This is a genomic window from Bradyrhizobium tropiciagri (genome assembly GCF_018130545.1).
In the GTDB taxonomy this organism is placed as follows: Bacteria; Pseudomonadota; Alphaproteobacteria; order Rhizobiales; family Xanthobacteraceae; genus Bradyrhizobium; species Bradyrhizobium tropiciagri_A.
Genome location: NZ_JAFCKF010000004.1, coordinates 739,447 through 751,832, shown reverse-complemented (window position 1 = coordinate 751,832; position 12,386 = coordinate 739,447). Strand labels below are relative to the sequence as shown.

At 65.1% G+C, this 12,386-nt stretch carries 10 protein-coding genes and 1 pseudogene; 6 read left to right on the top strand and 5 right to left on the bottom strand.

Annotated elements, in window-relative coordinates:
• Positions 1-48 precede the first annotated feature (48 nt).
• Positions 49-630: pseudogene (locus JQ616_RS21220) on the bottom strand (M48 family metalloprotease); the annotation flags it as partial.
• Between the two features lie 179 nt (positions 631-809).
• Entirely contained in the window at positions 810-2,462 is a 1,653-nt protein-coding gene (locus JQ616_RS21215) for an ATP-binding protein (RefSeq protein ID WP_212017611.1), read from the bottom strand.
• Between the two features lie 185 nt (positions 2,463-2,647).
• Between JQ616_RS21215 and JQ616_RS21210 the strand changes: the two genes are divergently transcribed.
• The 4 genes from JQ616_RS21210 (at position 2,648) to JQ616_RS21195 (ending at position 6,927) form a co-directional block, all read left to right on the top strand.
• Entirely contained in the window at positions 2,648-3,991 is a 1,344-nt protein-coding gene (locus JQ616_RS21210; protein WP_249137029.1) for a lytic murein transglycosylase, read from the top strand.
• 288 nt (positions 3,992-4,279) lie between these two features.
• Complete coding sequence (locus JQ616_RS21205; protein WP_212017609.1) at positions 4,280-4,783, top strand: DUF1993 domain-containing protein; 504 nt, start codon at positions 4,280-4,282, stop codon at positions 4,781-4,783.
• A 93-nt stretch (positions 4,784-4,876) separates the two neighbouring features.
• Positions 4,877-5,737 carry an SDR family NAD(P)-dependent oxidoreductase gene (locus tag JQ616_RS21200; RefSeq protein ID WP_212017608.1) on the top strand — a complete coding sequence of 287 codons (861 nt, stop codon included), beginning with the start codon at positions 4,877-4,879 and terminating at the stop codon, positions 5,735-5,737.
• An 86-nt stretch (positions 5,738-5,823) separates the two neighbouring features.
• Entirely contained in the window at positions 5,824-6,927 is a 1,104-nt protein-coding gene (locus JQ616_RS21195) for an alkene reductase (RefSeq protein ID WP_212017606.1), read from the top strand.
• A 184-nt stretch (positions 6,928-7,111) separates the two neighbouring features.
• On the opposite strand, the gene JQ616_RS21190 is transcribed toward JQ616_RS21195, so the two are convergent.
• Positions 7,112-7,585 carry a MarR family winged helix-turn-helix transcriptional regulator gene (locus tag JQ616_RS21190; RefSeq protein WP_349630029.1) on the bottom strand — a complete coding sequence of 158 codons (474 nt, stop codon included), beginning with the start codon at positions 7,583-7,585 and terminating at the stop codon, positions 7,112-7,114.
• Positions 7,586-7,657: 72 nt separating this feature from the next.
• Here JQ616_RS21190 and JQ616_RS21185 point away from each other — a divergent pair, with 72 nt between their 5' ends.
• Positions 7,658-8,827, top strand: coding sequence for an FAD-dependent oxidoreductase (locus tag JQ616_RS21185; protein ID WP_212017604.1), 1,170 nt, complete (start codon positions 7,658-7,660; stop codon positions 8,825-8,827).
• Positions 8,828-8,899: 72 nt separating this feature from the next.
• A complete protein-coding gene (locus tag JQ616_RS21180) occupies positions 8,900-9,712 on the top strand; it encodes a tetratricopeptide repeat protein (RefSeq protein ID WP_212017602.1) in 813 nt (270 codons plus the stop codon).
• Here JQ616_RS21180 and JQ616_RS21175 read toward each other — a convergent pair.
• Together JQ616_RS21175 and JQ616_RS21170 are read right to left on the bottom strand one after the other, a co-directional pair.
• Positions 9,701-10,411, bottom strand: coding sequence for a hypothetical protein (locus JQ616_RS21175; RefSeq protein ID WP_212017600.1), 711 nt, complete (start codon positions 10,409-10,411; stop codon positions 9,701-9,703). The genes JQ616_RS21180 and JQ616_RS21175 overlap by 12 nt on opposite strands.
• A 180-nt stretch (positions 10,412-10,591) precedes the next feature.
• Positions 10,592-12,334: an ABC transporter substrate-binding protein gene (locus tag JQ616_RS21170; RefSeq protein WP_433995984.1), complete on the bottom strand. Its 1,743-nt coding sequence runs from the start codon at positions 12,332-12,334 to the stop codon at positions 10,592-10,594.
• Positions 12,335-12,386 lie beyond the last annotated feature (52 nt).

Here is a 12,386-nt window from a genome sequence, read left to right as displayed (position 1 = left end):
TCTTCGGCCTCAGCATCTTCGGCCTCAGGATCTCTTACTCCAGGATCCCTAACCCCACGGGCCGCGCGGGCTCGACGAGCCCTGTGATCCGCCCCACGGGCTGCGCGGCGGAGTGCCGGCCGGACGCGGCGCGGTCTGGGTGCCGAGCTCGGCGGCGAGCTGCTGGAGTGCAGCGATGCGGTTCGCGGTCGAGGGATGGGTGGCGAACAGATTATCGACGCCGTGGCCCGACAGCGGGTTGATGATGAACATATGCGCGGTGGCCGGATTGCGCTCGGCCTCCATGTTCGGCACCTGGTGCGAAGCGTTCTCGATCTTGACGAGCGCGGACGCCAGCCACATCGGCTGGCCGACGATGCGCGCGCCGAAATTGTCGGCGGCATATTCGCGGGTGCGGCTGATCGCCATCTGCACCAGCATGGCGCCGAGCGGCGCCAGGATCATCATCGCGATCGAGCCGATGATGCCGGGGCCGTTGTTGTTGCGATTGCCGCCGAAGAACATGCCGAACTGCGCCAGCATCGAGATCGCACCGGCGATCGTCGCCGTGATCGTCATGGTCAGCGTGTCATGGTGCTTGATGTGCGCGAGCTCGTGCGCGATCACGCCGGCGAGCTCCTCGCGGCTGAGATTGATGAACTCGTCGACAACACCCTCGCACTGATGATGCACTTCCGTACTTTGCTTGAAAATAAGGTCTACTCGAAGGGCTATGCAGCGCCGGCCGCTTCGAGCAAAAGCGCTTCTCCGGTCGCCGTACCCTAAGAAACCACGCGTTTACGGACTTCGCACCCGGCACGTAGCTGCGCCTACTCCGCGGGCTCCTGCGCGAGCCGCGCCTCCTTCTCGCGCAGCGCAACGCGCAGCATGCGGGCGAGCTGGGCCCGGCTGTAGGGCTTTCCGAGGAACAGGATGCCCTGCTCCAGCTTGCCGTCCTGGTCGATCGCGTCGTCGGTGTAGCCCGACGTGAACAGCACGCGCAGACCGGGACGGCGCTTCAGCGCCTCGGTGGCGAGGTCGCGCCCGTTCATCGCGCCGGGCATGATGACGTCGGTGAACAACAGATCGATCGGCGCGCCGCTGTCAAGCACGCCGAGCGCTTCAGAGCCATTGTTGGCCGACAGCGTCGTGTAACCGAGGCTCTCGATCTGCGTCAGCACGTAGGAGCGCACCAGCTTGTCATCCTCGACGACAAGCACGATCTCCTGCGCGCCGCGGACGTCCGGCTGCCGCCGCTCGGGCACCGCGGCGGGCGAGACCGCCGCTGCGCGCGGCAGATAGAGCATCACCCTGGTGCCACGGCCGAGCTCGCTGTCGAGCGTGATGTGGCCGTTGGACTGCTTGACGAAGCCGTAGACCATGCTGAGCCCGAGACCGGTGCCCTTGCCGACATCCTTGGTGGTGAAGAACGGCTCGAACACCTTTGCCAGATCGGCCTCCGCAATGCCCTGGCCATTGTCGATCAGCGCGATCGCGACATAGTCGCCGGCGGCAAGCCCGTCATGGCCATGCACGTCTGATGGCTTCAGCTCGGCGGTGCGGGTCTCGATCCGGAGCCGGCCGCCCTTCGACATGGCATCGCGGGCGTTCAGCGCCAGGTTGATGATCGCGGTGACGAGCTGGTTGGAATCGACCAGCGCGCGCGGCAGGTCGGACATCGGGTGAAAGTCGATGTCGACATGGTCGCCGATGGTCGGCCGCAGCAGCTCGATGGTGTCGACCATCAGCGCATTGACGTCGACATCGCTCGGTTGCAGCGGCTGCTTGCGCGCGAACGCCAACAGATGTCGCGTCAGCGACGCGCCGCGATCGGCGGCGTCGCGGATCAGGCCGGTGATCTCGGTCAGCTGCCGGTTGTGGGTCACCGCATCGGACAGGATGTCGATGGTGCCGGTGATGACGGTGAGGATGTTGTTGAAGTCGTGCGCGATGCCGCCGGTGAGCTGGCCGACCGCTTCCATCTTCTGCGCCTGGCGGATCTTGCTCTCATTGGCCTCGGCCTCGCGGAACCGCTCGAGCAGGAATTCCGAGCGCTGGCGCTGCCGTCCCTCCGCGGCGAGCGCGACATGCGCCTCGCGCAGCTGCGCCTCGCTCGGGATCGCCAGGATCTTCGGGATCAGCGGCCACAGCAGCACCGCGGTGACGATCGAGGCGATTGCGGTGAGCGCCTTGAGCAGGCCTTCGAGGCCGTAGATCGGCACCCACAGCGTGTAGATCGAGAACACATGGGTGAGGCCGCAGGCGAGGATGAAGGTGGCGAACGGCCAGGCCATCCAGCCGAACTGGAAATCGCGCCGCTTGGAAACCAGGATCGCGAGCGCAAACGGGATCGAAAAATACGAAGCGGCAATCAGTGCGTCTGAAATCACATGGAGCCAGATCAGTTCCGGCTCCCACAACAGGCAGATGCCGTGTGGCGAAAATGTCGACGAATCCAACAGACGCTCGAGAAAACTCCACATGGGTCCCTCCGGGCGTGATCGATCCGCCGACACCCCTGCCCGCGAATCACTTGGCCCGATCATAGCGGCGGCACTTCAACCTGCCGAAGCCCAATTGGTCTAACAGGCGCACCCCCGTTGTTGCCCGGTGTCGCCCTGGTGTATGCAGGATAAGTTTTATCCCCCTATTCAAGCCGGTGATATCGATGCCAGCATCTCCCCTCCGCGCCCCGATCATGATCGCAGCGATCGCAGGGGCGCTGGCGCTGTCCTCTTTGGCCTCGGCACAGCAACTGCTGCCCGGCCCCTTGAATCCTGCGCCAGCCAGGCCGCGCCCGGCCGCCGTGGCCGCGCCGAGGGCCGCGTCGTGCCACAACGGGCAAAACTTCGATCGCTTCCTCGCCGAGCTGAAGCAGAAGGCGGTCGCCGCCGGCGTCTCGCAGCGCACGATCGCGGAGGCCGCGCCCTACCTGGTCTACGACCAGGGCATCGTCAACCGCGACCGCGGTCAGCGTGTGTTCGGGCAGATCTTCACCCAGTTCGCCGGCCGCATGGCCGCGAACTACCGCATGCAGCAGGGCCAGCAATACATCAAAACCTATGCGGCCGCGTTCGCGCGCGCCGAGAAGGAGTACGGCGTGCCGCCGGCGGTCATCGCCGCGTTCTGGGGACTGGAGAGCGATTTCGGCGTGCAGATGGGCAATCTGCCGACGCTGAAATCGCTGGTGTCGCTGGCCTATGATTGCCGCCGCTCAGAGATGTTCCAGGGCGAGACCATCGCGGCGCTGAAGATCATCGAGCGCGGCGATCTGACGCCAGACGAGATGATCGGCTCGTGGGCCGGCGAGCTCGGCCAGACGCAATTTTTGCCGACGCATTATTTCAACTACGCCGTCGACTACGACGGCGACGGCCATCGCAATCTCCTGCAGAGCGGGCCCGACGTGATCGGCTCGACCGCGAACTACATCGCCAACGGATTGAAGTGGCGGCGCGGCGAGCCGTGGCTGCAGGAGGTGCGGGTGCCGCAGGCCGCGAATTTTCCGTGGGACCAGGCCGATCTCACCATCAAGCTGCCGCGCTCGAAATGGGTGGCGCTCGGCGTCACCTTGAGTGACGGCAAGCCGCTCGCCAATGACGAACTGCCAGCCTCGCTGCTGCTGCCGATGGGCCGGATGGGTCCGGCGTTCCTCGCCTACCCGAATTTCGCCGCCTACACCGAATGGAACAACTCGCTGATCTATTCGACGACCGCCGGCTATCTCGCCGGTCGCATCGCGGGCGCGCCGCCGATGCAGCGGCCGCACGCGCCGGTTGCGCAACTGCCGTTTGGCGAGATCAAGGAGCTACAGGGATTGCTGGCGCGTGCCGGCTACGACGTGGGCAAGATCGACGGCGTGCTCGGCCAGGCGAGCCGCAGCGCGGTGAAAGCGATGCAAATGAAGTACGGCCTGCCCGCGGATTCCTGGCCGACCGCTGAGCTGCTCGCACGGATGCGCGGTGGCGGTCGCACGCAGCCGGCCGCGGATGCCGCGATGCCGGCTCGGTAATCCTGCCTACAGAAACCTGAAACCAAACCCGTCACCCTGAGGTGCGAGCCTTGCGGCGCAATTGCGCCGCTGGGCGAGCCTCGAAGGGTCGACGGCCACCAGCCGGGCCGTCGATCCTTCGAGACGCCTGCTTCGCAGGCTCCTCAGGATGACGGGATTGAGAAGGCGTCGCGGGAAATATTTGACCAAGTGTTACAGCTCCCCGCAGTTGTATTCTTCCCTTTGCCGCCCCATCTGCAGCATCGCCGTTCGGTAACATCCGGATTTCATCAGCACAGGGAGCATCACATGTCCTTTTATGACGCCGTCGTCCCCGCATATTTGCAGATCCTCAACAGCCTCAGCGCCGAGCTGACCAAGGCCGAGGCACATTGCGAGGCCAAGAAGATTGCACCCGAGGTGCTGCTGGGATCGCGGCTCTATCCGGACATGCTGCCGCTGACCAAGCAGATCCAGCTGGTCTGCGACCATGCCTCCAGGGGTTGCGCGCGGCTGACCCATAGCGCGGTGCCGTCGACACCCGACACCGAGAAGACCTTCGGCGAACTGAAGCAGCGGCTGGCCAACACGACCACCTATGTGAAGTCGTTCAAGCCGGAGCAGTTCGAGGGTGGCGAAACCAAGGACGTCACCTTCCCGATCGGCGCCGAACGCACCATGACCTTGAAGGGCCAGCAATTCCTCAACGCATTCTCGTTCCCGAATTTCTACTTCCACGCCGTCACCGCGCACGGCATCCTGCGCCACAACGGCGTCGAGATCGGCAAGCGCGATTTCCTCGGCGTGAGCTGACGCCGCAACATATTCCCCGCCGCGGGATTTTCGCCTCACGCTCCCTCCCGTGCTACTGCTCCCTGACAACAACAAGACGTCAGGGAGCACGCCATGTCGACCACAACCCACGCACCGAAAGCCATCGATCCCTCCGCCTCGCTGCATGCCGAAGCACTGGGACTGGCGAAGAACCACGGTCGCCTCGCCGGCCGACGGATCATCGTGGTCGGTGCCGGGCAGCGCACGACCGTCGATGCGGAGCCGCCGATCGGCAACGGCCGCGCCATCAGCGTGCTGTTCGCGCGCGAGGGCGCGTCCGTCGCCTGCCTCGACGTCAACAAGGAGGCTGCCGACAACACCGTCACGCAGATCGCAAAAGAAGGCGGCAAGGCCTTCACCGATGTGGTCGATGTCTCCGACGTGGCGGCGATCGCGCCGGCGGTCGAACGCTGCGCGCAAAAGCTCGGCGGGCTCGACGGGCTTGCGCTGAATGTCGGCATCTCCTCCGGCCTGTCGCTGCCCAAGATGACGGCAGAAGCCTGGGACCGCGACTACGCCGTCAACGTACGCAGCCACATGCTGTTCGCGCAGAAGGCGCTGGAAGTGATGGCGCCGGGCGGCGCGATTATCCTGATCTCCTCGATGGCGAGCCAGCGTGCCGGCGGCCGCAACCCGGCCTATGAATCCTCCAAGGCGGCTCAGATCGCGCTCGGCCGGGCGATTGCACGCGCCGGCGAGGACAAGGGCATTCGCTGCAATGTGATCGCGCCCGGTTTCATGGACACGCCGATGGGCCGCGATGCCAGCCGAAGGCGGTCGGACCGTGCCGTCACAGTGCCTTTCGGCCGCCAGGGCACCGGCTGGGAGGTGGCCTATACTGCGCTGTTCCTGATTTCGAATGAATCTTCCTACGTCAACGCCCACACGCTGTTCCTCGACGCCGGACACATGGGCGGGATCGTGCGCGGCTAGTCTGCAAACTTGGACTATCCGGGCCATTGCGCTCGTCGCCGCAATGCACAACTGTCCCTCATCAGTCACCCACTGGAACATTTCACATGAGCCGATCGACCAAACTTCTCGAGCCCTACAAGCTTGGCCCGCTGTCGCTGCCGAACCGCTTCGCGATGGCGCCGCTGACGCGCAATCGCGCGGTGCCGCCCGGCATGGTGCCAAGCCCGCTCGCGGTGGACTATTACGGCCAGCGCGCCTCCGCCGGCCTTCTGATCACCGAAGCGAGCCAGGTCTCGCAGCAAGGCCAGGGCTATCAGGACACGCCCGGCATCTACTCGAAGGAGCAGGTCGAGGCCTGGCGCAAGGTCACCGATCGCGTGCATGAGCGCGGCGGCCACATCTTCATCCAGCTCTGGCATGTCGGCCGCATCTCGCACACCTCGCTGCAGCCGAATGGCGGCGCACCGGTGGCGCCGAGCGCGATCCGCGCCAAGACCAAGACCTTCGTGAACGGCACCTTCGCCGACGTCTCCGAGCCGCGCGCGCTCGAACTGTCGGAAATCCCCGGGATCATCGAAGATTTCAAGCGCGGCACCGCGAACGCGCTGGCCGCCGGCTTCGACGGCGTCGAGATCCACGGCGCCAACGGCTATCTGCTCGACCAGTTCGCCCGCGACAGCAGCAACAAGCGCAGCGACGCCTATGGCGGCGGAATCGAGAACCGCGCGCAGCTGATGCTGGAGGTTTCCAAGGCGGTCGCTAAAGAGGCCGGCGCCGATCGCACCGGCATCCGCATCTCGCCGGTGACGCCGGCCAACGACGTCTCCGACAGCAATCCGCAGCCGCTGTTCGACCACATCGTCGACCAGCTCAACGCGCTGAAGCTGACCTATATCCACGTCATCGAAGGCGCGACCGGCGGCCCACGCGACAATGCGCCGTTCGACTACGCCTCGCTGCGCAAGCGCTTCAAGCAGACCTATATCGCCAACAACGGCTACGACTTCGCGCTGGCGGAGAAGGTGCTGGAGGCCGGCGCTGCCGACATGATCGCGTTCGGCAAGCCGTTCATCTCCAACCCCGACCTGGTCGAGCGACTGAAGGCCGGCGCCCCGCTCAACGAATGGGACAAGGCAACCTTCTACGGCGGCGGCGCCAAGGGCTACACGGATTACCCGACGCTGAAGGCGACCGAAGCGGCGGAGTAACGTACACCAAAGCCTGTCATGCCCCGCGAAGGCGGGGCATCCAGTATTCCAGAGTCGCCAGTGGTTGATTGAGGCGCCGCGGCGTACTGGATCGCTCGGTCAAGCCGGCCGATGGCAAGGGAGAAAACAGAAAAGGCCGGGATCGCTCCCGGCCTTTTTCATTGCGCGCCTACATGTCGGGCGTTTAAGCCTCGACGGCCTCGCCAACCTCAACCTCCTCCGCGACCATGCGATCGAGGTTTCGATTGAGCCGCCGCAGCAGATCGAGCAGCGTTGCGGTTTCGGCCGCGCTGAAGCCGGCGAGCGCATGGTCCTGATTGCGATGCAGCGCCTTGCGCGCGGCCGGCATTTTCGCCTTGGCCGCCTTGGTCAACGACACAAGTTGGCTGCGGCCATCGCCCGGCATCGGCGTACGCTGGATGAGGCCATCGCGCTCCATCCGTGCCAGGATCTGCGCCATCGATGGCTGCTCGACCTTCGCGGCACGGGCAAGATCGCGCTGTGACATCGCCTTGCCGTCACGCAACAGATAGAGCACCGGCAGCTGGCCGATGCTGAAGCCGTGTGGCTTCACCCGCCGCTCGCCGAGCCGCAGGAAGCTGCGCGAGGCCATATTGACCAGCGGCGCCGGTCGATCGAACAGGTTCCAATCCGTCACGCTTCACCATTTACATAGGTCGCTATTTATATTAGATAGGTGCCTATATATATTAATGCAAGCGTGGTGTCCATGAGTTCGAGTCCCATTCGTATTGCCATCGTCGGCGCCGGTCCCGGCGGCCTGACGCTCGCCCGACTGCTGCATGTCGCCGGAATCAAGACACGCCTGTTCGAACGCGAGGCGTCAGCAAACGCGCGGCCGCAAGGCGGCACGCTCGACCTGCATGCCGAGAGCGGCCAGCTCGCCTTGGCGCGCGCCGGGCTCACCGACGGCTTCCTGCGCATCGCACGTTACGAGGACCAGGGCAGCCGGCTCTATGACGGCGACGGCCAGCTACTGCTCGCGGATGACGACATGACCGGCGACCGTCCGGAGGTCGATCGCACCGCACTCCGCGACCTGCTGCTGCAATCGCTGCCACCGGATGCCGTCGCCTGGGGTCACGGCCTGCGCGAGGTCTCGCCGCGGGATGACGGCCGTTACGATCTGATCTTCGACGATGGACGCGAAGGGCCGTTTGATCTCGTGATCGGCGCCGACGGCGCGTGGTCGCAGGTGCGGCCACTGGTGTCGCGCTATCAGCCGCAATACAGCGGGCTAACCTTCATCGAGTTCGGCATCGACGACGTCGACGCCAACCACCCCGCGCTGTCGCAGCTGGTCGGCCGCGGCAAGATGGGCGCGGAGAGCGCCGGCCGCAGCCTGATCGTCCAGCGCAACGACAACGCCCATCTGCGCGGCTATGCGATCTTTCGCGTGCCCGTCGAATGGGCCGAGCGGCGCTTCGACGTCACCTCCCCGGCCGCGATGCGTCGCGCACTGCTTGGTGAATTCGCAGGATGGGCCGATACCTTGCTCGACCTGTTCCGCGCCAGCAACGATCAATTCGCACTGCGGCCGATCCACGCGCTGCCGGTCGGGCATTACTGGACCAACCGCCCCGGAATCACCCTGCTCGGCGACGCCGCGCATCTGATGTCGCCGTTCGGCGGCGAGGGCGTTAACGCAGCGATGCTGGATGCGGCGGAACTGGCGGGGTATCTGGTAGGATCGGCCGATTGGCAGGAGGCGGTTCGCGCCTACGAGACCGGGATGTTCGTACGCGTCGCCGAGCCCGCCGGCGAGGCTGCCGAAGCCGCCGCGACCGAACTGTCGCATATCAGCCAGGAACTGACGCTGGCGCATCACCAGTTGCACATGCAGATGCGCGCGGCGGCCGGTCACGCCGCCGCGCGGTAAGCGCTGGCCATGATCTGCGGCGCCGCGTAGCATGGATCGCACCAAGCAGCTTGAAGACGATCGCATGCAGGAATGAACAAGGACACCGCCGAGGATATCGTTCGACGCGCCACCGCCGCATTCAACAGCGGCCGGCACGATGAGGCGATCGCGGTTTGCGAGCGCGGCCTTGCACGCCAGCCCGGCGAGCCGATGCTGAGCCATCTGCTCGCCGCGGTGCTGTTCACCAAAGGCGAGATCGCACCGGCGCGCAGGCATGTCGCGGCCAGCCTGGCAAGGCGCCCCGACAATGCCGCGGCGCAGCTGCTCGCCGCCCGGCTCGCCCGCGGCGAAGGCGAATTCGACGCGGCACTGATCCATCTCGACCGCGCCATCGCGCTCAAGCCACAGCGCGATGCCTTCGTCGAGAAGGCGCGCACGCTGGAGCTCGCCGGCCGCAAGGCGCAGGCGTGCGAGGCATGGGCGGCGATCCTCAAGGCCATCCCCGAGCATCAGGAAGCCAATGCGCGGCTCGGCCGGCTGGCCTGGGAGGATGGCAACCTCCCCGCGGCGGTGAGCCTGCTCGAGCGAGCTACCGCGGGCACGGCGCCGGCCTCGGTGTGGTTCGATCTCGGCGTGGCCAGGCAGGATTCGCGCGACCACAAAGGCGCTGCACAGGCTTATCGCCAGGCGATTGAGATCAAGCCGGACTACGCTGAAGCGGCACTCAATCTCGGGATCGCATTGCAGGAGGGTGGCGAGCCCGACGCCGCGATGCAGGCCTTCGCGCGCGCCTATGCCTTGCGCCCGCAGCTGTTCGGATCGATCGCGATGGCGCTGACCTCGGCCCCGCACGGCCGGCTGTGGCTCAACGAGCGCGCGCTGCGTGCGGCGCTAGGTGGTTAGGCGCCCGCGCTTGGCACGGAAATGCTTGCGGTAGACATTGGGCGCGGCCAGCACCTCGCCGACGACCTTCGAATAGGCTTCACGATGCGCGTCGTCGAACGGCTCGAACACCAGTTCGGGGGCCTGGCGCGGCACGGCGAAGCACTGCACGACCGGCGTGCCCTTCGGCAGCACGCCGGAAAAATCGGGCTCGGTCCACACCGCCGGGAAATTGATCCCGCCATCGTGAAACCGGTCGGCATCGACCAGTCCCGAGATCACGCGGAACGGCAGGTCGTCGCGGTTGACCGGGTGGGTCGCGAACAGTGACCAGCCCGGCTCGAGCTCGATGGTCCAGAAGCTGTTGAACTTCAGCGCGGCCTGCCCGTTGGCGAACGGCGCGCCGGCGAATTGCGCGATGGGATGGAAGCTGAGCGGCGCGCGCGGATGGCCCTGCGTGGCCGGCTCCGGAATCTCCCAGTCCCACGCGAATGCACCACGGTCGATCCTGACATCACAGGGCAGCGGGATCATCACCCCATGGGCCATCGCATCGACGAAGGGCGGGCATTGTTTGACCGTGCGGATCTCGCGGTCGTGGATGTCGGAATGCGCCTTCGCCGGCATCGCGCGCAGCCAGTCCGGCAACGCGCTGCGGGCCGGGAACGGCCGCGGCAGATGATCGGCAAGCTGCGGATCGCAGCGGAAAATCATGCGCATGGTCAACTCCCGGATCATGATGCGATGAGGGAGACGCATGATGATCTCATGGCGTCATTTGAGCACAATCGAGAGCCCGCCTCCACTCTCCCTGTCCTGGATGCCGGACAGCAAAAAGGCCGGGATTGCTCCCGGCCTTTCGCAGTCTTCGGATGGCGTGGGCTGGTACGCCTTACCGACTTACTTCGCTTCGGCGCGCTTGGGCGGCGAGGCCGGCCACGACTTGATCAGCGTGTCGTAGTCGATCGTCTCACCCTTCGGCTTTTCGTTGGCAAGCTTGCGCTGCGGCGCAATGTTGCCGTCCTTGGCCGACTTGGCGAACCAGTACTCGGCGGTTTCCTTCTTGTTCAGCTTCGGTCCGCAGGCACCCTGCACACCGGACTTCTCAAGACGTTCCATCACCGAATCCTGGGCCGCGGCGAGTGCGTCCATCGCAGCCTGCGGCGTCTTCGCACCGGACGACGCATCGCCGATGTTCTGCCACCACAGCTGAGCGAGCTTCGGATAGTCAGGCACGTTGTTGCCGGTCGGGGTCCACTGCACGCGGGCGGGCGAGCGGTAGAACTCGATCAGGCCGCCGAGCTTCGGCGCACGCTCGGTGAACGACTTGTCCCAGATGTCGGATTCACGGATGAAGGTGAGACCGACATGGCTCTTCTTCAAGCTCACCGTCTTGGAGACGATGAACTGCTGGTAGAGCCAGGCTGCCTTGCGGCGATCGACCGGGGTCGACTTCAGCAGCGTGAGCGAGCCCACGTCCTGGTAGCCGAGCTTCATGCCGTCCTTCCAGTACGCACCGTGCGGCGACGGGGCCATACGCCACTTCGGCGTACCGTCCGCGTTCATCACGGCAATGCCCGGCTTCACCATGTCGGCGGTGAAGGCGGTGTACCAGAAGATCTGCTGGGCGATATTGCCCTGCGAGGGCACCGGGCCCGACTCGGAGAAGGTCATGCCCTGCGCCTGCGGCGGAGCATACTTCTTCATCCAGTCGAGGTACTTGACGATCGAGTAGACCGCCGCCGGGCCGTTGACGTCGCCGCCACGCTCGACCGACGAGCCGACCGGACGGCAGCCTTCCATGCGGATACCCCATTCGTCGACCGGCAGGCCGTTCGGGAGACCCTTGTCGCCGTTGCCGGCCATCGACAGCCAGGCGTCGGTGAAACGCCAGCCGAGCGAGGGATCCTTCTTGCCATAATCCATATGGCCGTAGACCTTGACGCCGTTGATCTCCTTGACGTCGTTGGTGAAGAAGTCGGCGATATCTTCATAGGCCGACCAGTTCACGGGCACGCCGAGATCGTAGCCATACTTGGCCTTGAACTTGGCCTTGTATTCCGGATTGGTGAACCAGTCGTAGCGGAACCAATAGAGGTTCGCGAACTGCTGGTCGGGCAGCTGGTAGAGGTGCCCGTTCGGCGCCGTGGTGAACGACTTGCCGATGAAGTCGTCGACGTCGAGCATCGGGTCGGTGACGTCCTTGGCTTCGCCCTTCATCCACTCCGTCAAGTCGACCGCCTGGCCATAACGGAAGTGGGTGCCGATGAAGTCGGAGTCGTTGATCCAGCCGTCATAGACGTTCTTGCCGGACTGCATCTGGGTCTGGATCTTTTCGACGACGTCACCTTCCTGGATGATGTCGTGCTTGACCTTGATGCCGGTGATCTCCTCGAACGCCTTGGCGAGCGTGCGGGATTCGTATTCGTGCACAGTCAGCGTTTCGGAGACGACGTTGATCTCCATGCCCTTGAAGGGGGCAGCGGCCTTGATGAACCACTGCATCTCCTTCATCTGGTCGTCCTTGGAGAGGGTCGACGGCTGGAATTCGCTGTCGATCCACTTCTTCGCGGCCGCCTCGTCGGCGCGGGCCGGCGCGACAAGAGTGACCGATGCTGCGACGAGCGCGAGTGCGCTGGTCATCGTCAAAAGACTATCTTTAGTCATTCGTAAATGTCGCATTAGATTCCTCCGG